This window comes from Prochlorococcus sp. MIT 0603 (assembly GCF_000760215.1).
GTDB lineage: Bacteria > Cyanobacteriota > Cyanobacteriia > PCC-6307 > Cyanobiaceae > Prochlorococcus_E.
In genome coordinates this window covers 532,087-553,605 of sequence record NZ_JNAW01000002.1, presented here as the reverse complement: position 1 = coordinate 553,605, position 21,519 = coordinate 532,087, and the positions used below count along the sequence as shown (strand labels likewise).

The following is a 21,519-nucleotide window of genomic DNA, read 5'->3' as shown; positions in this document are numbered from 1 at the left end:
ATAAACCATGTTTGTGGAATGACAATTAGTTTAATTTAAATCGTTAAATTCTTTATCTTGCTGAATAAACTTAGAAAGTAGTGAATTCCCCGTGGCCAAGATTATACATATATAGATATATATAAAGTGAATATTCAGTGATTATTACTAAACATTGGCTAAGATCGAGAATATATCCTATTTAATGTTTTGATGACTGATAGGGCATCAAGGTTATTTTCTTTCATTGGAAGAGCTTTTCTATCAACAACCTTTGTTGTAGCAATACCAAATAAAATTAGTCGATATCAGTATCTTTTGAATGATATTGTCCAAAAGGACATACCGTCATATTTTGCACATATCTTGTTGTCATTAGGCATTGCATCATTAGGAATAGGATCAATTTTACTCCTTTCAAGCAAAAAGCAGAGATTAGGATCTCTAATCCTTATAGTTTATTTGACCTTATCTATTTTTACATTTTACTTATATCCATTTGCACCACAAAGATTTTTTATAAGTATTGGATTGTTAGGTGGCCTGCTTTTATCATTATCAATGTCATTAAATCAAACTAAAACAATTGGCTCTTTATCTGTAGAGCAATTTATTCAGTTGGCTAAACTTTCTATTATTAATCTATTCCGTTAGTATCTTTCTTTATATCTATAAATGATTAAGCTTATGACTAGCATCCAGGTAATATTTCAAGTCAATATACATAAGATCTCTTAATAGACTTATACTACTTAATACTTACCAGCAAGCTACACATGTAATACCTACAGAGATTATGAGAATTTCAATATAAAATAAGCATATTCTGAGATTTGTTACTATGTTAAAAAAATGGAAGACAAAACACAAGACCTAGCCTCACTTGGCACTCAAACTGTTGAAGCATTAGGCTTTAATTCAGAAGAAGAACTCATTAAAGCACTAAAGCCTTTAATGGAAGAAACATATATTATAGATAAAGCAGCTTAATGATTTAATTAAGTTATATGATATCGCTCTCTACGAATTAACAATAGATAATATTATGTAAACACCCGTTTGAAATATTGATTTCAGCTACTTATTTATTTTACTTGAGTAATAAATAGTCAATAATGTCAAAACTAGTATAAAGAATAAAGTGTGATTGCTAAAGAACTGAATTAACATTAGTTATCTTTTAATCCTTTAATTTGTTTGACTAATAATTCGACTGTTATACTTGTAAAGAATATGCTTAGGGAAGGAATAAAAACTGGAAACCATAGTTTTTGGAATATACGTAATGCCTGAGGATATCCATTTAAATTCATTATTATAGATGATATAAAAAAGATAGAGCCAATGATAATAAGAAATAAATTAACAACTAATATATTATCTATATACTTTTTAAATTGAATATTATCTAGCATGATATGTATAGTAAGATGATAGACTATGTTTGAGTAGTTTTAATCAACTTTTGATATTTCATCTGCGAAGAACCATTGTATAATACCTATATTTAACTTTAATACAAATCCGAATTGATTGCCATCTACCATCTTATATCCTATTAACTTACCTATTGGATCTTTTTTTAGCATATGAATGAGTTTTTTAGGCAAGCGATCGTTTAAGTTGGTTAGATCTACTTTAAGAACCTGTCCTTCTGTAAGTGTTGATGTATCCTTGATCAATTGAGTATACCTAATAAATTAGAGTCTAAATCAGCTATTTTGTAATTGCAAAGTACCTTTTGCTCTAAGACTAAGATAATCAATACCATCTGCATAAAGAACTTTAGGTTGAGTTAACAAATCTTGTGAGCAAATTGATTTAGCTGATATTGTATTAATTTTTCTAGGGTTGAAAATCTTAGAGATATTCTGGAGTATATTTAATAGCATAATGCTGTAAAAAGAATATAATTATCATATTGATCATTTATTGAAAGTCAAGCAAATATTTAATTATCATTACGGTGAGTACATATTTGATAGGCTAGCATTTTAGAAAGTTCTTTTTTTCCAATTCCAGCTTCTTTTACATATGATTCTGGGAGCTTTCTTGATAACTGTCTTGAAGCTATATTTATGCAGGTATTTTTACTTTTATATTCAGATCTAATAGGTAACATAATATATAAGAAAAGAGCAATTATTATGATTCTAAAAAGGTAGTTGTGAAATAAGGTATTTTTAACTAAAAATGAATTAATATCAGTAATTAGTATAGTGAATTTATTTAATCTCATTAGTTGAATAAGAGTATAAATTGTTGAGGAAAATCTTATGCAGCTTTCAAATTAGTTGTATGGGATTTATGCTTAGGGTATAATACTAAGTTCTGGTCAACTGAATTGCTGGTTATTTTCCAATGATTAATCAGCAATTGCAATTCCTTAATTCTATTTTCAGCTATTTCTATTTTTTCAAGAGTGGTCATTAAAATAATTAATTTCTTTTAATATGCTACTTAATTCATTAAATGCAATAGCTAAATGCTGCAATCCATAGAAAATGATTCATTTAGGTAGATATACCTATCAATATGGAATGAAATAAGAATAGCATCCATTCCGCTTAGTTAGAAGCTCATATGAATCTATTAAAGGAATGTCTGATTTTATAAAGGCATAGTTTATCAACTGCTATCAGTCTTAGCGCATAGGTTTTGATTCTCGTGGGCTATTTAACTATTATGATCTATATTATAAGTAAACAAGCTAACGTAAAAACATGAAAAAAGTAAAATATGCTGAAGTAGCACCATGGGATGGTGGACCAGATCAAACACATACCAATGACCCTGAATGGATAATGCAAAAGGGTATTATTGAGGTTATCTTCAGCCGCAATCAGTTAGATAATAATTATTTTCATATCAGAAGAGGTGAAAAAGAGGAACAAGTATTTACTTTTCAAGCAAGATATTTATACCAGGAACTACTAGATAAAGGGTTTATTCTTAAGGAATGATCTTTTTCGTAATTCCAGCTAGATTTATTGATGGCTCTGACCTAAATATTTAGCGCAGGCACTATATTAGTAATTGATCAACTAAATTTAATAATCAGAGGTTTTTCCACAATTCCGGACATTTATTGTGCTAAATGTTTCACCTCATTTCCAATACATGGACATATATTTTAGGAGCGTTTTTCAGCTAGCTCTGAGAATGCTTGCTATGAAAGAGATGTTAAGCTAAAGAATCTCACCTGTAATTTAACCACTTATGTCATTGTCACATGACGCCTCCAGAGTAATTGCCAATATGCATACTGTGGAAAAGTGGAAAACCCAAGGATTTTAAGTTTGATTAGATAGCTTTATTTTATTATTAGGTTTTTAATTGAATCATTTGTTTCCTTTTCAAGCAATGGTATCTGTTGTGCCATTAGTGATAACCAATTGATTAGGGTTTCTATTAATTCCCCCGTAGGTAACAGACCCAATCCTCTAAATGTTACTTCTGAAAAAGATGACCCTTTGTTGAAAATCAATCTAGATTGTAGATTAGAATGTAAACCTCTTTTTAGACAATTAAATGTTGACTGAGTCATTAATGTTTCCATAATTATATTAGGTTTCCTGAATTTAACTCGAGAAAAGCCAAGTTGCTTTGTTTGAATCTTTAATCTGATTATTAAGACTAAAGATTCAACTGGCTTGGGAAGAGTCCCATATTTATCAATCCATGAAGCTATTATGTCTAATAGTTTTTCTGCTGTCTCGCATTCCGAGGCTTTTTTATAAGCTTCTAGCTTGTCTTCATTATCTGTAATCCATGTTGATGGTATAAAGGCCGTTATGGGTAGGTCAACCTTTGTTTCTTCTACAATCGGTATTGTTTGACCTTGAATTTCAGCAATAGATTCATGTAAAATTTCCATATACATATCAAAACCTATAGCGGCCATTTGACCACTTTGCTCATATCCAATTAGATTTCCAACGCCTCTAATCTCCATATCTCTCATTGCTAATTGGTAACCACTACCAAGTTGACTAAAGTCTTTTATGGCTTTTAATCTAGCGAAAGCTTTGTCACTTAATTCTTTCTCTCTGGGATAAAATAACCATGCGTGTGCTTGTATTCCACTTCGGCCAACTCTTCCTCTAAGTTGATATAACTGAGATAAACCAAATGTATGTGCATCTTCTATTAATATAGTATTCACTTTTGGTATATCTAAGCCACTTTCTATAATTGTTGTACATAACATAAGATCAGCATCGCCAGCATTAAATGCAATCATGGCACTTTCCAAATCACCTTCGTCCATCTGACCATGTGCGATAAGTAATTTTATATTTGGTATCATCTTTACTATTAGATCTGCAACTTGAGTGATTCCATTGATTCGTGGGACTACATAAAAGACTTGTCCTCCTCTGCTGATTTCTTGAGAAATAGCACTTCTTATTATTTCATCATCTTTGTTAACTAAATGTGTTTTGATAGCTCTTCTTAGAGGTGGTGGGGTAGTTATTAAACTCATTTCTCTGACTCCAGACAAACTCATATAAAGGGTTCTAGGAATTGGCGTCGCTGTAAGTGTTAGAACATCAATATTCTTCTTAAGTAGTTTAATCTTTTCTTTTTGAGTTACGCCAAAGCGTTGCTCTTCGTCTACGACCAAAAGGCCTAGATCTTTAAATTCAATTTGTTTTGATAATAGTAAATGTGTGCCAACAATTGCATCTATTTTGCCATTCTTTAAATTAGACTTAATCTCTCTTCTCTCCTTTGCAGATTTAAATCTATTTAGTAATGATATTTTGATTGGATAAGCAGCAAATCGATCCGTAAGAGTTCGCCAGTGTTGCTGTGCAAGAACAGTTGTGGGTGTAAGTATTGCAACTTGTTTTCCTGCGGTTATAGCTTTAAACAATGCTCTTATTGCAACCTCTGTTTTACCAAAACCGACATCACCACAAACTAATCTATCCATTGGTGCACATTTTTCCATATCTGCCTTTATTTCTATAACAGCTTTATGTTGATCTGGTGTTGGGTCGTAAGGGAATGCTTCTTCTAATTCCTTTTGCCATGGACCATCTGCAGGATAAGCAAAACCTTTACTATTAGACCGTTCTGCATATAATTTAATTAAGTCTATAGCAACTTTATTAATATTTTTTTTAGCTCTTTCCTTTGCTTTTGTCCATGTAGCGCCTCCTAATTTATTTAACCTAGGACTTTTGGAGCTAGTTGTTCTATATCTTCCAAGAGAACTTAACTGATCAGCAGCTACTCTTAATGTTCCGTCTAGATATTTCACTAATAAGTAATCCCTACTTTCATTGTTAATTACAAATTTTTCAATATTTTGAAATTGTCCTATTCCATGATTTCTATGAACTATATAATCTCCGGGCTTCAATTTAACTGGATTAACTGTATTACTAACTGACCGTCTTCGTCGCCTGATAAATGCTGTAGAAGATATTAGCTGTTGACCAAAGAATTCCTTATCAGTTATGATAAGTATCTTCCAGAGTGCTAAATTGACTCCTTCTAACTCAATATTGGAATTTACTTTCAGTGCAATAGGTGTTTTCTGGTCAAGTAATCTTTTAATACTATTATTATCATTGGAATTGGGTATAAATTTAACTATACAATCATGTTCTTCTAACAAAGCTACTGCTCTAGATGGCTGAGATGAGAGAATCCAAATTGAATAATTGTTAGTTTTGTAATAGCTTATTAATTCTGCAATTTTAGCAAATTGATTTGGGTAAGTAGAGAGAACCTTGGATTGTAGATCTAAAGTATTATTAGTATCGATATTATCAAGAATTGATGATGTCTCAATACTTGAAAATTCTTCAATTTTTTTATATATCTTGTTTACATCAGTGTTATTTTTAAGGTGATCTAGAGTGAATGATTGGTTGTTATTATGAGATTTGAGATACTCATTATATGTTAGATCTAAGTGATTTATCCAGTCATTTGAGTGTGAATAACATTGCAATTTTTGATCTAGAACAACGAAAGAATTTTCGTTAATATAATCCAACAAAGAAAAGTCTAAAACACTACAATTATTTTTGGAGCTGTGATTTGAGAGTTTGTTACGATGTAAATGCTCAATAGATATTGGTGTAATAGTTAATGTTTCAATTTCATCTAATGATCTTTGAGTTATAGGATCAAATTCCTTTATTTTTTCTACTGTGTCTCCAAATAGCTCTATCCTAACGGGAAGCTCAGTATTTACTGCAAATATATCTATAATGTCTCCTCGTCTGCTCCATTGGCCTTCATTATCTGTATTGTTAACTCTTTCGTAACCTATGACAGATAATCTATTAGATAGATTGTCTGTATCAATTATAGAACTTTTTTTAATTAATATGCTATTTTCTATAAGTATTTCAGGATTTGGCAAGTGAGGGTGTAAAGCCCTTTCTGTGCAAATAAGTGCTAATAGATCATTATCCTTAGAGAAGATTAATGAGCTAAGCACTGCTAATTGACCCCATATTATTTCACTAGGTATAGGGATAGATTCAAATGGTGTTATTTCTGAATTGGGATATAAATGTAATTTTGACCAACCCATTATATCTAATATTGAAAACCATCTATTTGCTTCCTCTAATGTTGGTACTATAATAACTAGTGATTTATTAGCCTTTAGAGCTAAGGAAGAGCTTATTAAAGCTTTTGATTGTATAGAAGTAGAATTGATAATTAGCTTTTCTTTTCTAAAAGTTCTTTCAAAGATTTCATCAGTTAAAGAAGAACTAGTAACCTTATTAACTAACGATGAAAGAGACATATTGAAATCTTATTTATATTTGTGTGAGATATTTTAATCTTTAATTATAGTCTTTTCTTGTATCTTCAGTGAAAGTATATAGTTAAACTTTAGTAATTTCTTCATATTTAGATCAGAACGACTCTTGACAGTAAATTCAGAGTATAGGAAATTACGTGCTATATCAGTATTCCATTCTAGCTCTGCTAAATGTTTGGTGGATCGTGCTATTAAATTGTCTTTATTTAAGACTTCAGTTATTTCATTTGTTGGTGTGCTTGTTGATATCATCTTTAATAAGTATATTAATATTAATAGATCATCGTAATCATTAATCCTGTCCTTACTTGGATAATCTAAATAGAACTTGATAAGTCTATCCTCATCTTGCTTCTTTAACGATAATCTATCAATTTGCTGCTGTATTTGCATCAACTCTTCACTCCAGTCGGTTGGTACTTGGTGATTTTTATCATTGAAAGGCGTCTTCTCAGAAATTGTTCTTTGAACTTCTGATGACTTCATTGAAATTGTGTCACTATTGCTATTAGTCGTTGAGTTTATCTTGAAGTTAGTTTTTTTTGGGTAATTATTATTGTTTTCAATATTAGTTAGCCTCTCTAAGACTCTTTTTATAGCATTGTCTTCTGCCTCTATTACATTAGATCCTTCACCAAGTGCGCTGCCAAGATTTACGAGTTGCTCACTTATTGTGATTTTTACTATAATTTTGGTTGAATCTACATGGCAGAGTTCAGAATTGAATTCCATTTCGACCAATTGCCTATGAAATTAGAAAATGTATTTCCTTTCTACTAAGCCTACTTCAGCTTGCCACGTTTTGGTTAATTAATAATGGATTCTGCATCGCTTAATTTCTTCTCTCCGATACTTGATGGGATTGACCATTGGAGCGAGTTGGCGCCATTGTTACCTGTATTAATTCTTTTAGAGTTAATTTTATCCGCAGATAATGCAGTAGCTCTGGCTTCTTTAACTAAGACTTTAAATAATATTGAACTACAAAGAAGATCACTAAATATTGGAATAACAATATCCTTAGTATTTCGCATCATATTGATACTATGTGCTAATTTTATTATCAAATATTCAGCTGTTCAGATTATAGCTTCCATTTATTTACTTATTATTGTCCTCAATAAGTTTACCTTTACATCAGATAGTCAATCAGATGTTACTCAAGATTTAAATAATTCTAAAACATCTTTTCTTCGTATAACTTTATTATTAGCATTAACTGATCTGGCATTTTCCATTGACAGTGTAACCGCAGCAGTAGCTATAAGTGATCAACTTCTTCTTGTTATAACTGGAGCCATAATAGGTGTGGTTGCTTTAAGATTTACAGCCGATTATTTCATTAGATGGTTGAAAATTTTTATAAACCTAGAAAATGCTGGTTATCTAGCTGTTGCATTAGTAGCTATAAAACTAATAGCTGAAGTTGTTTTTAATGATTACAAATCATTTGAATATTGTTTCTATTGTTTATTAGTGATTGTATTTTTCTGGGGCTTCTCACAAAAAAATTCTATTGATGATATTAGTTAGTATAATTAGAAAAATTTATTGTATTAATTTTTCTATTAAATGCTATTTGCTGTATTAATGAATTTTCGCTGGCTTCATTTTTACCCTCAATTTTTATACCAGTTATCAATAGCAAACCCTCTGATGCCTTGATTATTATTCCTGAACCCTTTAATATTCCAACTGCGTATCCTGGTTTTATATCTATATACTTGCCTTCATCTTTATATTCTTGCAACTTTGCATCTTTATATTGTGCTGAATCAGAACTAATAGGAATTGATGATAATATCTTTACCCTTTTATTCCCTATATAGCTATAGGCATTAGGGTATAATCCTCTAATTTTGTTATGTATAACGATAGCTGGTTTATTCCACTCTATCAGATAGTCTTCTTTTGATATCTTTCTTGCAATAGATATTTCTCTCCCAGTACTACTTTGTTGTATTAGATTGATATCTTCTATGTTATCTATGTGATTAGTAACTATAATCTTTAATGCTTTAATTATTAATTCAGAGGATATTTTGCAAAGCTTATCTGATAAAAAAAGAGCATTATCAAATTTTGTTATTGGGACCTTTTTCTCTATTAATATGGGTCCAGTGTCAAGTCCTTCCTCCATTAACATTATTGCAACTCCTGTTTCTTTTTCTCCTTTTATTAAGCTCCACTGAATAGGTGCCGCTCCTCTCCATTTTGGTAATAATGAGGTATGTATATTCCAGCAGCCTAACCTTGGTAGACTTAAAATCTCTAACGGTAAAATTTGACCAAAAGCTACTACTATGTAAATATCTGCCTTCAAGGATTTGAGTTCTTTTTTCATTTCCAAGTCATCTTTTACCTTAATTGGTGTAAAAATTCGTATGTTTCTTTGTAAGGCTATTTCTTTTATAGGTGATGGACATTGTTGCTGACCTCGGCGTCTTTTCTTATCAGGTTGAGTTACTACAGCAATTATATTGTGTTTACTATCTAATAATGCTTTTAAAATGCCTACAGAGAATTGAGGTGTTCCCCAAAATACTATATTCATAAATCACCAGTTATGGCTAATTCTTCGATCCATACATGTGGTGAAACTCCCTGATGAGTATTTATTTGCTGTCCTTCTATTTGAACTATGTTTTTTAATAAGGCTCTAAAATCGCCAGCTATAGTAGCTGACTCTATAGAAACCTTTTCTCCATTTCTTACATGCCATCCATCAAAGGGGAGAGAAAATGAACCTTGACTTGGTTTTATACCTGCATGTAAGGCGTTTAGATTCTCTACAAGAATAAACTCGTTAGTTGTCAATTTGTGATTTAAATGAGGATATTTTGCTATCGATTTTTTTGATTTATTTATTACAGGCCAATCTGGTGATACTGATACTTTAGCACCTAAACCAGCATGTCCTGTAGGTAATGAATTAAGCAATCTAGCAGTTGCCTCCGAATGAATAAAATTAACTAATATTCCTGAATCTATTATAGATATATCTTGAGTAGGTGTTCCTTCTCCATCAAAACTACATGAACCATAATTTGCAACATGTAAGCCATTATCATTTAGGGATAATATATCACTAGATATTTTTTCACCTAATGAATCCTTATTAGAAAGGCTAAGACCATCAAGTATTGATCTTGCATTATAGATATTGCTAAAAGACGATATAAGATCAAGAAATGCTTCTGGTTTAAAGCATATAAGATATTTACCTGTTTTAATTGGATGATAATTAAGATGATCTAAGGTCTTATTTGCAGCTTCTTCTACACAATTATCTATATCAATATCTGTAGCACCATAATCAACTCTTATCGAACCTGAACTTCTAGGCTTCTTACCTTCTTCCTGTGCTCTAGCATATAAATATAGACTTGCTTGTGTACTTTCCATATGACGTAATGCTCCATCACTATTAATATATACCCGTTCATATTGAGTTTCTCCAAAACCATTATATGGGACTCCTTCTATGGCTTTATGTTTATTTAAAAGATCATTTTCTGCTCTTATTAAACTATCCAGGAGCCTTTTCACTCCTATTTGTTGTCTAATGGGCCTATCTAGTACTGGTAATTTATTCTTAGATGTGATAGAGAACTCTGGAGATTCTCTTATATTGCCATAATTACTAGCTAATAAAGCACTATTAAGAGCTTTTTTTAAGCCTAACTCTGAGAGGTCAGTTGTACTTGTTATACCAACTGCATTGTTTGAATTCCAAACCCTAATTGTTATTGAACTCTTTTGAGAGGCTTTGACCTGCTTCGGGCTCCCCTTTTGAATTTGTACAGAAATATCCTTGCCAATAGAAGCTCCTAGATCCCATTTGCTTATATTAATTTCTTTAGACAATTTTGAGAGAGTATCTCTCAATCCAGTTTTGTCTATTAATTGGTTTTTTTCCCTCATTTTATCGACCCCCGATTGTAATTGAATCAACTTTTATATGTGGTTGGCCCACTGTGACATTGATATTTCCACTTACTGATCCACAAAAACCTGGTGCAAGTTCAAGATCATTTGCACACATTGATATTCGAGGCATTATGTCAACAGCCTCTCCGATTAAAGTTGCACCTTTTACAGGATCTCTAAGTTTTCCATTCTTTATCAAATAGCCTTCTTCAACTGAAAAATTGAATTGACCTGTTGCTCCTACGCTTCCCCCACCCATTGATTTGCAATAAATACCATCATCTATGCTTTCAATTAATTGTTTAGGGGTATATGGACCTTTGTCTATAAAAGTATTTCTCATACGACTTGCTGCAGCAAATGAATAGCTTTGTCTCCTTCCACTTCCTGTACGGTTATGTCCTGTACGTATTTGGCCAGCTCTATCACTAAGAAACCTTTTTAATACGCCGTCCTGTATAAGTATAGTTTTCTGTGTTTCCATACCTTCATCATCCATAGCTATTGAACCAAATGCTCCATCTGTAAGTCCCTCATCTACTGCCGTAACAGCTTTATTTGCAATTCTTTGATTTAATTTATTTTCGAATGGCGTAGTTCCCCTTTCGATTTGAGTTGTTTCAAGTAAATGTCCACATGCCTCATGAAAAATAACACCACCAAATTTATTAGCTAAAACCACAGGCTTTTGACCAGCTGAAACGTATTTCGCATAGAGCATTTTTTCGGCACTCTCATTTATTTCATTCGCTGCTTGTTCTGAATCCCAATCTAATAGTGAAGATGGTTTGCCTTCAGTTCCAATTCTTCTACCAATACTTGATCTATAATCTTTATCTAGTGCTAATACATTTAAACCAATTGATTGATATAAACGTATATCTCTTGCATAAGTTCCATCACTTCCAGCAACAATAACTTCCTGTTTTGTTTTTGAATAACTACCTCTCCTAACACTTATATGCTTCCCATTCTTTAGTAAAAAATATGTAGCTTCAAGCATTTTTGCAGATATATCTTTAAGACTTGGACATTCATTCATAATTTTACGTTTCTCTAATCCATAGTCATTAATAGCTTTCAAGCCAGAGAATGTAGTATCTATAATCGATATTTTTTCTAATCCAAGCATCCCTAGTGCTTGATCAAGGGCAAATCTTAGCCCTTGTTCAGAAAGGTCATTTGTTGAGACAAAGCCATCCTTAGTCCCTAAAAAAGCTCTTATGCCAACACCCTTCCCTAATGAGGGATTAACACTAGTTACAGTATCTTGTTCTGCTAGTAAGCCAATGCTATCAGTGCTTTCAACAAAAATCTCTACAAAATCAGCCCCTGCAGAGATTCCATAATTAAGTAGATTTTCTAGATTTCTCTTGAAATTAGAGTCTATTAATTCAGTATCAAGGTAGTCCTTAGATGGATTTGTAATTGTCAATGATCAATACTGCTCTTAGACACTTTTATCTTAATCTGTAAAAATCCAAATTATTAATAAAGTCGAGATACCCTTTCATTTAAACTAATTGTATATATGACTCTCCTATTACAGTTAAGGAAGTTTGTAGAATTGCAGTTGTATGACCAGCGAAAAAGCTCTTTACGTTTTAATTGCTCCCACAGGTCAACTATGTGGAAATGGGCAGTTACGTGAAACAATCTCAGAAAGACGTAACAGGTTAGGTCCTGATGTAGCCTTTTGGTATCTTTGCCCAGCTTTAGTGAAGCAATTTCAAGTGTCAAACCTAGAACTAGAAGCTGTAGTTGCAGAAGAAAAAACAGCAATAGAATGGCTCCAACTTAGATTTGGAGGAGATCTTTCAATCATGAACTTAGATATTGACATGTTGAAAAGCGACGCAATGGCATTACCACCACCTGCTCAGGGTAGAGATATAAGCAGCTCAGATTTACACTGATTGATGACTGATAAGGCGACTCACAAAATCACTATTTACTTTCATGGCGAAAATAGAAAGGTAACAATGAATGTGCCTCATGGTGAGAACATTCTTAGATATTTTGAAGAGCATGGCCATAAACTACCTTTTTCCTGTCGAAATGGTTGCTGTACAAGCTGTGCTGTAAAAATTATGTCTGGAAGAATTGATCAAAGAGATGGTATTGGTCTTTCTCATCAAATGCAAGAAAAGGGTTATGGACTTCTATGCATAGCAAGGGCTATAGCATCATCAGAGATGGAAACTCAAGATGATGATGAGGTTTATGAATTACAATTTGGTAAGTATTTAGGATCTGTAAAAAATAAAGCTGGTAACCCTTTTGATATTTAATTATAAGTACTTTATAAAATTAATGTCCATATCTAACAGCATTTGTTTTTTCCATAGGTAATACAAATTGTCTTAAAATTAAGGATACAAATTTTGCAAGTGCTAAAGGCTTTTTAAGGCCACTTTCTTTTCTCCATGTTTTAAATGCGTTAAGAATCTCGATTCTCAGTTTTAAAAATTTACCATCATCAAAATTGTAAACCCAAGGGAATGCATTCTTAGAAGTGTTATTTGTCTGAATAATTACTTCTTCGTCAAATAAGATAGGATCTATTCCTAAAAGTTTATAGAAATCCCCTCTTTCACATACTGTGAGTGTATGAGTTAAGAAAACTGTCCATAGGAAAAATCTACTTAAAATCTTACCTCTAAACCCCTTTGTCATTCCTGGCCAACAACGCATCATCATATTTATACAATCACCATGGCGATTTTCGTCTTGGCACCAAGGCTCAAAAAAGTCAAATAATGGTGCACATACCTTTTCTGGATGTTCATTTAAGTGTCTATTGATAAGGATATACCTCCAATAACCAATTTTCTCAGATAAATAAAGTGAATAAAGAACCCAACTCAATGGAAAGAATGTAGCAGCTCTTTTTTTAGGTAGATTTGGCAGATCAACATTAATACCCTCTGTTTTTAAAGCTCTGCCAAGGAATCCTGCATGACGTGCTTCATCTCTTGCTAAAAAGGTGAAAAACTGTCCAAGTTCAGGTCGACCAGCTTTTTTAAATCTATTAGATATTTCTTTGAAAAGTAAAAATCCTGAAAACTCTGATACTACAGAGCGAACCAAATAGCTCTCGTAAATGGATTTATCTTCAGGAGACAAGTCTTGAAGTCTTTCTAGAGATGCCTTCCTATCAAAGTGCTTTAAATTATAGTCAGCTTCCATCTCTTTAAACATAGCTTCAAAGTCTTTTCGAGCTATCTCAAGATCTGTCTTTGCTGCTTTTTCAAATTCAGTTGTATAAAATCTTGGAGTGAGCAGATTTTCGTCTAGATGAGGGGGAAGCTCATTCCTAGCTAATCCTCCAAGAGCCTCTGAAGTTGCACTGGTCATTTACTTCTTCTAATTTTGATGGTAATAATAAGACTATTTAGCCTAATTCTCGCAAAATCTTCATGTAGCGATTAGAAATAATATATTTTGAATGGTCACCTAGTAAATCCGATACTAATATAAATATCCTTTATGTATATGCAAAGAACTTAGTTGATACCTAACCATTTCTGACCATTCAAACGCTGCAAAAACCTCGAGGTTATTAATTTGAGGGTGATTTTTTTTTCATCTATCAGAAATGATTCAAGTGAACTTGGTAAAACTGAAGTTTCTGATAGTGATATGTTTTTTTGTGAAGTAATACTGTCTGAGTTAAACGTTATCCAAAATCTTCTTCCATTAGGAAACTGTCCAAAAACAATCCAACATTCTCCCCCCACTACAGGACGTTGATCTTTTTTTAGAATAAGAGTATCTATAGGGCAGCCTCGTGCCTTCAGTTCTTTTTGAATAGTCGGGATAAGATGAGAATTTATGAATTCGTGAAAAGGTTTATCCTCTAGCTTAGGTATCTTTTTTTTTAAAGCAGTAGTTTCTGGAGCCTTGCTAGAAGAAATATTATCATTCATTTTAGTATTAGAGTCTTGATTGCTTTCCAAGGGATTTATATTTGCTATTTATAGCTTAGAGTATAATTGGTAGATTTCATTAATGAGTTCTACAAGGCTTACCACTGATCATAGTTAGTGGACATCCAATCAGAATCAGAATCAGAATCAGAATCATTATCTATATCATCATAACTTATACTTTGTTGAGCAGGTTGTTGCATTGATTCATTGTTTTTACGTATATCTTTAGGTGAATATGAACCTCGATTATAATCGTCATATTGCTTGGATTTATTTTTAATTATTTTAAAAGGAACAGATAATGTAGGGGATGGATCTCTGATATCTCTTTCTATATATGTATAATTCTCCTCTTCTTGTACTTCTAAACTTTGTGATTCATTATGATCATTAAATTCATCTGAATAGATTGAATTATTGTATGACATCCTTGTAGTTCTTCTTTTAGTTGAGATATTTTGATTTTGTAATATAATACTTAAAGATGATACTGATGCTCCTATAATAGATCCTAAGGCTAATACTAATCCAAAATTAAGTGGTTCTGTTTCCCATATAAGAAAATTAATCTTGCTTTTTTTGTTTAGATTAAATGAGGCTACAATTAAGGTGATAATAAGAGGTAATAAAAATATAATCAGAATAAAATTATTAAATCTTTTCATATAATTTATCCATTCCAGCGATTAATTTTTTTCATTTCTATTTCGAATGAATCAAATAATCTAACAACCATAAAGTCTATCATTTCATTTAAATCCTTAGGTTTTGCATACCATGCTGGTATGCATGGTATTATTTTCGCTCCAGATTCACACAATGTCGTCATATTCCTTAGATGAATAAGATTAAAGGGACTTTCACGAGGTGATATAACTAGGTTGCGACCTTCTTTTAGATGAACATCAGCACATCTTTCTATTAAGTTTGTAGAACAACCTGAGGCTATTCTTCCAAGAGTGCCCATGGTGCAAGGAATTACAATCATACCTTTAGTTAAGTAACTTCCACTAGCTATTGATGCAGCATTCTCATTCCATTTATGACAAGAAAGATGGCCGGAATGATTATCTAAGCGTTGCCTCCAGAAAAATTCTTGCTTTATAGGGTCTATGGGTATATTGATTCCATGCTCTGCATTCCATACTTCATAGGCTCCTCTACTAAGAATTAGATCAATAGTATGATTAGATTGAAGAGTAAGATCAATCGCACGTTCTGCTAATACTTGAGCAGATGCTCCGGTAACAGCAATAATAATTGTAGTCATGGATTATTCAATCTCTTGTTCTTGCTGAATTGTTTTATCATCGATTTTGTCGAAATCATTAACATCTAAATCAATTTGATTTCTAAGTATGTCAACTTTCTGAATTTTAACTTTAATGGGATCACCGATTTGAAATGTCTTCTTGTATTTTCTACCTACAAGCAGATTCTGCCTTGAACGGTATTCATACCAATCATCATCTAGAGTACTTACATGTACAAGTCCTTCAACAAGAGCAGGTTGAATTTCTACAAAGAAGCCATAGCTTTGAACACCTGTAATAATTCCTTCTACAACTTTTCCTATATCTTTTTCTATATATCGGAGTTGCAATAATGAGAAAAGTCCTTCTCTAAATTGGGAAGCCTGAGTTATTTTTGAATTAAGATTACCCACTAGAGCTTGGCTACATATTTTCTGGATATTTGACTTTACAGAAGGAGAGAATACATTCCAATCTAGTGATTTTGAGATTGGCTTTTCACCTAGTGATGGAAGACCCTTAGAGTTTTTTATGATTTTACTTTTTCCGTCAACTAATAATTTAATGAGAATATGCTGATTGACAATATCCGCATAATTAATACCTGGATTAGACCAAGGTGCCTCTAAATTACTTGGTAAATCTTCATTATCAGCTAATCTAGTCGAATTTGAGTCTTCTTGTATCAGAACAGGACTAGTAGATTCGTAGTATTTATAATCAGGTAAATTATTCTTGATAATTTTTTCAATTACTCTTTTGTTCGGTGATTCTTTAACAGCAGACAGCAAGTCTGAAAATTTAATATATCCTTCATCATTAACATTAATGCTTGTATCTAGGACAAGAGCTGATTTAACTATATCATTAACCTGTATTTGTAGGGATTCAGCCTTTGCCAAGCATATAAAGTCTAACTTATATGAACTTAAATGTTCATATAAGATTATATTTGAATATTTACAAAAGACATTAAGTATGGACTGAGGATCTGTAAGATCTAGGACAGGAATCCAGCCATTTAATTTTCCACCAGGTATAGGGAATCGAAGATCATCAAGTATATCAATTTTGGGTTGATCTTGTTCTAGATGAATAACACCTAGTTGAATAAGTTGTTGATCTATTAATTTAACTGAATACAATAAGTTATGAATAATACTTAGATTTTCTTTTAAAGGCTTTAGTTTTAATGGAATTGTTTTAGATTTAGGACTCCTTTTTTGTATAATTTCCAAATGCTCTTGGGTCACCAATGCTTTTGGTTTAATAGTACTTAAATAAAACTTCCATGATTTACATTCACCTGTTTTAGAAATATTGAACTCTAAAGTGATGGCGTCATTACTCTCGTTAATATTAAAACCAGATTCAGTTATAAGCCCTTTATTTAAAATATTTTTCCATTTTGTAGCTAAACATATTGAATTTGATCTGTCCTTTATCCAATCATCTAGTTTACTTCCGAGTGATAACCGTTCTGAAATAGTAGGAACATGTAACCAAATCTTAAAGCCTCCATCATAAGGCTCAGAGTAAAGAGCAGGTAAGATAGGACTATCATCTAATTTCCAGCTTTTAAGCAATAATGAATTCTGGTCTTCAAGGTTTATTCTTTGTTTTTGTAATGTTTTTTTAGGCGCTACTTTTGGCGAAGATGTATCATTAAGGAGGTTATACTTTGTTTTTAGTATTTCTATATCTCCTGATAACCCTTCATTTAGACTTAATTTTCTTGAAATTTGACCCATTGCTTGATTTTGGGCAATAGGATATTTAATTATTTTTATATCTACTATGCTGTTTGATTGTTTATCAGTAAAATATTTAATGTCTGTTTGTGGAAGTAAGACCTTTGCAAGTATTCTTTCGTCTAATGGTTTAGCTAAAAGTGTTTCTTTATATTGAGTAAGTGTCCCAAGTAAATTTGTTTTAGATCGTTCTAAGATACAAATAACTAATCCTTCAGGAGATCTTCTCTTAACTCCTTCACGGTTTATAGATACTAAAACTTTGTCTCCGTGCCATGCTTGATTGAGATATTTTTCTCGTATATATATATCTTCCTCTCCATCGTCTCTCATTGCAAAGCTATATCCTTTGCTGCTACAGCGAATGGTAGCTGTAATTGTGTCTTCTAAATTACCTGCCTGAACTAGATCATCGGTATTTCGGTGAATTATTCCAAGTTTATTTAGGGCTTTTAAGGCTATTTCTAGTCTAGTTTTCTCTAGTTTCTTGGTCAATCTAAGCATTTTTTCGAGAGTTTTGATCTCTAAGGTCCCTTCCTTGGGTAGCATTTCGAGTATTTTGGCTACCGTAAACATGATGTTGTAATAAGGACTTGTTTAGGATTTTTTCAGGTTAAATCCTAAAGGAATTATATTCTATTTCTTACCTAATTTACTAGGTTCGATTTTACTATGATGAAGGTACTTATAATTTAACCTTTTTAAGTCTCTTCACCTGGTGCTGCTATCCAAAGACTGATACCGATGATGAGAAATCCTATAGCTGCAATAAATTCAATTATATAAGAAGGAATTAAGCTAGAAAAAGTACCCCCTAACAAAACACCTATAGCAGTAGCAAGAACTAGTGCGATTGATGAACCAATGAAAACTGCCATAGGCTTCTGACTTGAGCCACTAATAGCCATAGTCGCTAATTGTGTTTTGTCTCCTAACTCAGCTATGAATATAGTGATAAAGGTCGAAATGAATAGTGTAGTTGTATAGGTCATTAAGTAATAAAGAAGTCAATATTAGTAGAAATATGTATAATTATTAGTAATCCTATGATTATCATTAATGTTCCTGCAACTCTTTTAAATATAACTGGGTTAACACGAGAAGAAATAAAACTGCCAATTAATACACCTATTAAGCTTGTGAGTATTAGAGCAGAAGTAGCAGCGACAAAAACAATTAATGGTTTCCCAGTATCAGCAGATAAAAGTAATGTTGCTATTTGTGTCTTGTCTCCTATTTCAGCAAAAAAGACCGCAACAAAGGTAGTCAGTAAGGTTGTTAAGTAACTCTCATTATTATTAATAGGAGGTTTCTTTGTAACCATATCAGATGAATTATTTGACATAAGGACTAATTAACTAGATTATTTATAAAGCGCTTCATTTCTTTACTTCGGCCACCATAAATATATCTGATTTGTTCTTTACAGCATTTGATTAAAAATGATTCTTTGCTTTCTATTGATACATTAAATATCTTTATAACTTTGTTAACGTTGCAGAATGATGGTCGTGTCTTGTAAATACTGCAGTTCCTCTCTGCCTTGTTATAAAAACGACACCAACCATCATTTCCTACTAAGGAAAGGTATAAATCCTTATCATGAGGTGAAAGAACTGACAGGGCCTCAGTCCTTTCCTTTGGGTCAAGCTTACAGCATGCCCCACAATCCTTGACACAACTCCATTTCTCATTCGTTATAGCCATAACATAATTTACTCTTGATAGGCCCTTTGAAGGTAGAGATTACAAAAGTTAAATTTGATACTACTAGATCGCTTATGGTTTTATAGTATTGAGATCTTTCACAATAGTTCAATGGGAAACTTATTGCCTCTTGCAGCAGTTGCTCTAGCAGGACCTGCAATTATTGCACTAGTCTTTTATAGAAGAGGCGCTTAAAAAATTAGTTGCAATATCTACTAAAAAATTATTATTTTAGAATCTAAAATTAGTAATTTCTTGTGTTTATTCCTAGAATAGCAGTAGATATCTCTAGCAATCTATTTATATAATTATTATTTTTGCGCTTAAAGTTGAGATATTCTTCTTTTGAGGATAAATTACATTTTATTGAATCATTATTTTGATTTTTTATTATAATAAGTTGATTAGAATCTATCTCACAACTATACTCTCTTTTATTTATACTGAACTTCAACATAGTTGAGTATTTTTTATAATCAACTATAATAATGGTAGGTTTAGTGTCTTTATTTGTCACCAGAAGCTCTATATTAAATGCTATATCAATGAATTCTGGGATAGTATTAGTATTACTTCTTGGAGACCATTGTGTTCCTTCAATTTTGATACCATTTTGTTCAAGTAATAATATTAATTGTCCAAAATAACCAATTTTATATTTAATGACTCTACAACGTCTAGTCCAAAATAATGGTTGGGGATTACCAATTCCAAAGGGTTCTAAAATGTTTAAGTCTTCTATAAGTTCTTTATTGATATCACTAAATGATAAATAGGATTCTGGGCTTAGGCTCGAGTATAAACTACTTTTAGATAGGTGATTTGAAGCCAATGATTGTAGCTTTTCTTCTAGCTTCATTAAATTACTTGCTTTTACAGTAAAACCAGCTGCAGCAGAATGTCCTCCGTATACCTCTAACAAATCAGAACATTTATTTAGTATTTCTATAACATTAATACCTTTAGGAGATCTAACGGATGCCCTAAATAAACCTTCTCCATCACACGATAATATTGCTGTTGGCAAGGAATATCTTTCCATTATTCGTGCTGCTACTATTCCGATAACTCCACAATTCCAGTGGCTTTGGGCTAGCAAGATAAATGATTTACCATCTATAGATTTATTCTGAAGAAGCTTAAGAGCCTCCTCTTCAATTTGCCTAGTAATTAACTTTCTGCGAGTATTAATTTCCTCACATTTGTCTACTTTTTGTAAAACATTTGTATTGTCTTGTTCTAACAAAAGGTCAATTATAAATTTGGGGTTATCAATTCTTCCTATAGAATTAATACGAGGAGCAATCTTAAAGCCAATATCTTTAGCTGTTATTGGCTTACTACCTAATTTAGATTTTTTAATGATACCTTTCAGACCTAAACATTGTGTATTATGGAGATTACTAATCCATTTTTTCAACCAATACCTATTAACACCTGTAAGTGGAGACATATCAGCAATAGTTCCTATGCATAGTAAATCTCTTGAGATATTAAGAGCACTTAAGTTATCAAACTTCTTTGCAATCTCCAATGCCAGTAGATATGTTACCCCTACTCCAGCAACAGTTTTATAGGGTGAGTTTATAGGAGTTGTTTCTGGATGAATAAGAGCATAAATATTATCTATTTTGTTATTAATTCTGTGATGATCAGTAATTATTACATCAATACCAAGTTGCTTAGCATATTGCAGGGAATTAATCGCAGAAACTCCATTATCTACTGTAATCAATAGCTTTATACCATACGAATGAATCTGATCTATTATTGTATTATTAAGTCCATAGCCATCTTCTGTCCTTGAAGGAATAAAAGGAACAGCTCTACCTCCTAGCTTCCTAAATAAATCAACTAATAAAGCTGTGCTTGTCATGCCATCAGCATCATAATCGCCACATATTGCCACTTCTTGCTTAAGGCGTATTGAATCCTCTACGCGAGATGCTGCTTTATCCAAAAAAGGGAAATGATCAGATGGATTTTCTGGTGAAGGAGGTGATATGAATTCATTAAGTTTATTTGGTGATGTAAAACCTCTTCTGTATAGAACTTCCTTGATGTTATCTGTTAAGGCTATATTATTTAAGGGTGATATATTAATTGATGTTGGTACATTCCATATGATTTTCTGCACATTTAGTTCCTCTTAGATAATTAATGAAATTTCG

The 21,519-nt window shown here is 32.1% G+C and carries 23 protein-coding genes; 7 read left to right on the top strand and 16 right to left on the bottom strand.

The window, feature by feature from the left end; translation table 11 throughout:
• Positions 1 to 192: 192 nt before the first annotated feature.
• A complete protein-coding gene (locus EV07_RS04730; RefSeq protein WP_052043885.1) occupies positions 193 to 633 on the top strand; it encodes a DoxX family membrane protein in 441 nt (146 codons plus the stop codon).
• Positions 634 to 831: 198 nt separating this feature from the next.
• Complete coding sequence (locus tag EV07_RS09855; protein ID WP_193742711.1) at positions 832 to 969, top strand: hypothetical protein; 138 nt, start codon at positions 832 to 834, stop codon at positions 967 to 969.
• A gap of 464 nt (positions 970 to 1,433) precedes the next feature.
• Here EV07_RS09855 and petP read toward each other — a convergent pair whose 3' ends face one another.
• The gene (petP, locus tag EV07_RS04720) at positions 1,434 to 1,661 is read right to left on the bottom strand and encodes a cytochrome b6-f complex subunit PetP (protein ID WP_036917792.1); all 228 of its coding nucleotides are present in this window, start codon (positions 1,659 to 1,661) and stop codon (positions 1,434 to 1,436) included.
• Positions 1,662 to 2,253: 592 nt separating this feature from the next.
• Positions 2,254 to 2,409 carry a hypothetical protein gene (locus tag EV07_RS09850; protein ID WP_193742710.1) on the bottom strand — a complete coding sequence of 52 codons (156 nt, stop codon included), beginning with the start codon at positions 2,407 to 2,409 and terminating at the stop codon, positions 2,254 to 2,256.
• 293 nt (positions 2,410 to 2,702) lie between these two features.
• Here EV07_RS09850 and EV07_RS04705 point away from each other — a divergent pair, with 293 nt between their 5' ends.
• Positions 2,703 to 2,942, top strand: coding sequence for a hypothetical protein (locus EV07_RS04705; protein ID WP_036917785.1), 240 nt, complete (start codon positions 2,703 to 2,705; stop codon positions 2,940 to 2,942).
• Positions 2,943 to 3,292: 350 nt separating this feature from the next.
• Here the strand turns inward: EV07_RS04705 and mfd are convergent, their stop codons facing one another.
• Together mfd and EV07_RS04695 are read right to left on the bottom strand one after the other, a co-directional pair.
• On the bottom strand, positions 3,293 to 6,757 hold the full coding sequence (gene mfd, locus EV07_RS04700; RefSeq protein ID WP_036917784.1) for a transcription-repair coupling factor: 3,465 nt from the start codon (positions 6,755 to 6,757) through the stop codon (positions 3,293 to 3,295).
• A gap of 33 nt (positions 6,758 to 6,790) precedes the next feature.
• Positions 6,791 to 7,507, bottom strand: coding sequence for a hypothetical protein (locus tag EV07_RS04695; protein ID WP_036917782.1), 717 nt, complete (start codon positions 7,505 to 7,507; stop codon positions 6,791 to 6,793).
• A gap of 84 nt (positions 7,508 to 7,591) precedes the next feature.
• On the opposite strand from EV07_RS04695, the gene EV07_RS04690 reads away from it, so the two are divergent.
• Positions 7,592 to 8,308 (top strand): TerC family protein, encoded by a 717-nt coding sequence (locus tag EV07_RS04690; RefSeq protein WP_036917779.1) that lies wholly within the window; start codon positions 7,592 to 7,594, stop codon positions 8,306 to 8,308.
• On the opposite strand, the gene fmt is transcribed toward EV07_RS04690, so the two are convergent.
• The 3 genes from fmt to EV07_RS04675 are packed head-to-tail and all read right to left on the bottom strand — an operon-like array spanning position 8,301 to position 12,095.
• The gene (gene fmt / locus EV07_RS04685; RefSeq protein WP_036917777.1) at positions 8,301 to 9,329 is read right to left on the bottom strand and encodes a methionyl-tRNA formyltransferase; all 1,029 of its coding nucleotides are present in this window, start codon (positions 9,327 to 9,329) and stop codon (positions 8,301 to 8,303) included. The genes EV07_RS04690 and fmt overlap by 8 nt on opposite strands.
• Complete coding sequence (locus EV07_RS04680; RefSeq protein ID WP_052043884.1) at positions 9,326 to 10,699, bottom strand: TldD/PmbA family protein; 1,374 nt, start codon at positions 10,697 to 10,699, stop codon at positions 9,326 to 9,328. Before EV07_RS04680 ends, fmt begins: the two co-directional genes overlap by 4 nt.
• Before the next feature lies 1 nt (position 10,700).
• A complete protein-coding gene (locus tag EV07_RS04675; RefSeq protein WP_036918266.1) occupies positions 10,701 to 12,095 on the bottom strand; it encodes a TldD/PmbA family protein in 1,395 nt (464 codons plus the stop codon).
• A gap of 187 nt (positions 12,096 to 12,282) precedes the next feature.
• On the opposite strand from EV07_RS04675, the gene EV07_RS04670 reads away from it, so the two are divergent.
• A complete protein-coding gene (locus EV07_RS04670) occupies positions 12,283 to 12,621 on the top strand; it encodes a hypothetical protein (protein WP_036917775.1) in 339 nt (112 codons plus the stop codon).
• A 3-nt stretch (positions 12,622 to 12,624) separates the two neighbouring features.
• Positions 12,625 to 12,996, top strand: coding sequence for a 2Fe-2S iron-sulfur cluster-binding protein (locus EV07_RS04665; protein ID WP_036917772.1), 372 nt, complete (start codon positions 12,625 to 12,627; stop codon positions 12,994 to 12,996).
• A 19-nt stretch (positions 12,997 to 13,015) separates the two neighbouring features.
• Here the strand turns inward: EV07_RS04665 and acsF are convergent, their stop codons facing one another.
• The 8 genes from acsF to EV07_RS04625 form a co-directional block, all read right to left on the bottom strand.
• Positions 13,016 to 14,062, bottom strand: coding sequence for a magnesium-protoporphyrin IX monomethyl ester (oxidative) cyclase (gene acsF, locus EV07_RS04660; protein WP_036917770.1), 1,047 nt, complete (start codon positions 14,060 to 14,062; stop codon positions 13,016 to 13,018).
• A gap of 149 nt (positions 14,063 to 14,211) precedes the next feature.
• Complete coding sequence (locus EV07_RS04655) at positions 14,212 to 14,634, bottom strand: DUF2996 domain-containing protein (protein ID WP_036917767.1); 423 nt, start codon at positions 14,632 to 14,634, stop codon at positions 14,212 to 14,214.
• Positions 14,635 to 14,732: 98 nt separating this feature from the next.
• Positions 14,733 to 15,065 carry a hypothetical protein gene (locus EV07_RS09625; protein WP_152557546.1) on the bottom strand — a complete coding sequence of 111 codons (333 nt, stop codon included), beginning with the start codon at positions 15,063 to 15,065 and terminating at the stop codon, positions 14,733 to 14,735.
• A gap of 242 nt (positions 15,066 to 15,307) precedes the next feature.
• Positions 15,308 to 15,907 (bottom strand): flavin prenyltransferase UbiX, encoded by a 600-nt coding sequence (locus EV07_RS04645; protein WP_036917761.1) that lies wholly within the window; start codon positions 15,905 to 15,907, stop codon positions 15,308 to 15,310.
• Between the two features lie 3 nt (positions 15,908 to 15,910).
• Entirely contained in the window at positions 15,911 to 18,217 is a 2,307-nt protein-coding gene (locus tag EV07_RS04640; protein WP_052051460.1) for an RNB domain-containing ribonuclease, read from the bottom strand.
• A gap of 125 nt (positions 18,218 to 18,342) precedes the next feature.
• A complete protein-coding gene (locus EV07_RS04635) occupies positions 18,343 to 18,633 on the bottom strand; it encodes a TMEM165/GDT1 family protein (RefSeq protein ID WP_036917758.1) in 291 nt (96 codons plus the stop codon).
• Positions 18,633 to 18,986, bottom strand: a complete 354-nt coding sequence (locus EV07_RS04630) for a TMEM165/GDT1 family protein (protein WP_052043882.1) — start codon at positions 18,984 to 18,986, stop codon at positions 18,633 to 18,635. Before EV07_RS04630 ends, EV07_RS04635 begins: the two co-directional genes overlap by 1 nt.
• A gap of 5 nt (positions 18,987 to 18,991) precedes the next feature.
• On the bottom strand, positions 18,992 to 19,348 hold the full coding sequence (locus tag EV07_RS04625; protein WP_036917755.1) for a YkgJ family cysteine cluster protein: 357 nt from the start codon (positions 19,346 to 19,348) through the stop codon (positions 18,992 to 18,994).
• Positions 19,349 to 19,402: 54 nt separating this feature from the next.
• On the opposite strand from EV07_RS04625, the gene psb30 reads away from it, so the two are divergent.
• On the top strand, positions 19,403 to 19,543 hold the full coding sequence (gene psb30, locus EV07_RS10055) for a photosystem II reaction center protein Ycf12/Psb30 (RefSeq protein ID WP_081939170.1): 141 nt from the start codon (positions 19,403 to 19,405) through the stop codon (positions 19,541 to 19,543).
• Positions 19,544 to 19,592: 49 nt separating this feature from the next.
• On the opposite strand, the gene recJ is transcribed toward psb30, so the two are convergent.
• A complete protein-coding gene (gene recJ / locus EV07_RS04620; protein WP_036917752.1) occupies positions 19,593 to 21,485 on the bottom strand; it encodes a single-stranded-DNA-specific exonuclease RecJ in 1,893 nt (630 codons plus the stop codon).
• Positions 21,486 to 21,519 lie beyond the last annotated feature (34 nt).

Bases quoted from the DNA above. Each gene is read 5' to 3' on its own strand.
- EV07_RS04730 (WP_052043885.1), top strand. From the start codon at position 193: ATGACTGATAGGGCATCAAGGTTATTTTCTTTCATTGGAAGAGCTTTT.
- fmt (WP_036917777.1), bottom strand. From the start codon at position 9,329: ATGAATATAGTATTTTGGGGAACACCTCAATTCTCTGTAGGCATTTTA.
- EV07_RS04670 (WP_036917775.1), top strand. From the start codon at position 12,283: ATGACCAGCGAAAAAGCTCTTTACGTTTTAATTGCTCCCACAGGTCAA.
- EV07_RS09625 (WP_152557546.1), bottom strand. From the start codon at position 15,065: ATGTCATACAATAATTCAATCTATTCAGATGAATTTAATGATCATAAT.
- EV07_RS04640 (WP_052051460.1), bottom strand. From the start codon at position 18,217: ATGTTTACGGTAGCCAAAATACTCGAAATGCTACCCAAGGAAGGGACC.
- EV07_RS04655 (WP_036917767.1), bottom strand. From the start codon at position 14,634: ATGAATGATAATATTTCTTCTAGCAAGGCTCCAGAAACTACTGCTTTA.
- EV07_RS04680 (WP_052043884.1), bottom strand. From the start codon at position 10,699: ATGAGGGAAAAAAACCAATTAATAGACAAAACTGGATTGAGAGATACT.
- EV07_RS04630 (WP_052043882.1), bottom strand. From the start codon at position 18,986: ATGTCAAATAATTCATCTGATATGGTTACAAAGAAACCTCCTATTAAT.
- EV07_RS04645 (WP_036917761.1), bottom strand. From the start codon at position 15,907: ATGACTACAATTATTATTGCTGTTACCGGAGCATCTGCTCAAGTATTA.
- EV07_RS04695 (WP_036917782.1), bottom strand. From the start codon at position 7,507: ATGGAATTCAATTCTGAACTCTGCCATGTAGATTCAACCAAAATTATA.
- EV07_RS04635 (WP_036917758.1), bottom strand. From the start codon at position 18,633: ATGACCTATACAACTACACTATTCATTTCGACCTTTATCACTATATTC.
- acsF (WP_036917770.1), bottom strand. From the start codon at position 14,062: ATGACCAGTGCAACTTCAGAGGCTCTTGGAGGATTAGCTAGGAATGAG.
- EV07_RS09855 (WP_193742711.1), top strand. From the start codon at position 832: ATGGAAGACAAAACACAAGACCTAGCCTCACTTGGCACTCAAACTGTT.
- EV07_RS04690 (WP_036917779.1), top strand. From the start codon at position 7,592: ATGGATTCTGCATCGCTTAATTTCTTCTCTCCGATACTTGATGGGATT.
- EV07_RS09850 (WP_193742710.1), bottom strand. From the start codon at position 2,409: ATGACCACTCTTGAAAAAATAGAAATAGCTGAAAATAGAATTAAGGAA.
- EV07_RS04705 (WP_036917785.1), top strand. From the start codon at position 2,703: ATGAAAAAAGTAAAATATGCTGAAGTAGCACCATGGGATGGTGGACCA.
- EV07_RS04625 (WP_036917755.1), bottom strand. From the start codon at position 19,348: ATGGCTATAACGAATGAGAAATGGAGTTGTGTCAAGGATTGTGGGGCA.
- mfd (WP_036917784.1), bottom strand. From the start codon at position 6,757: ATGTCTCTTTCATCGTTAGTTAATAAGGTTACTAGTTCTTCTTTAACT.
- EV07_RS04665 (WP_036917772.1), top strand. From the start codon at position 12,625: ATGACTGATAAGGCGACTCACAAAATCACTATTTACTTTCATGGCGAA.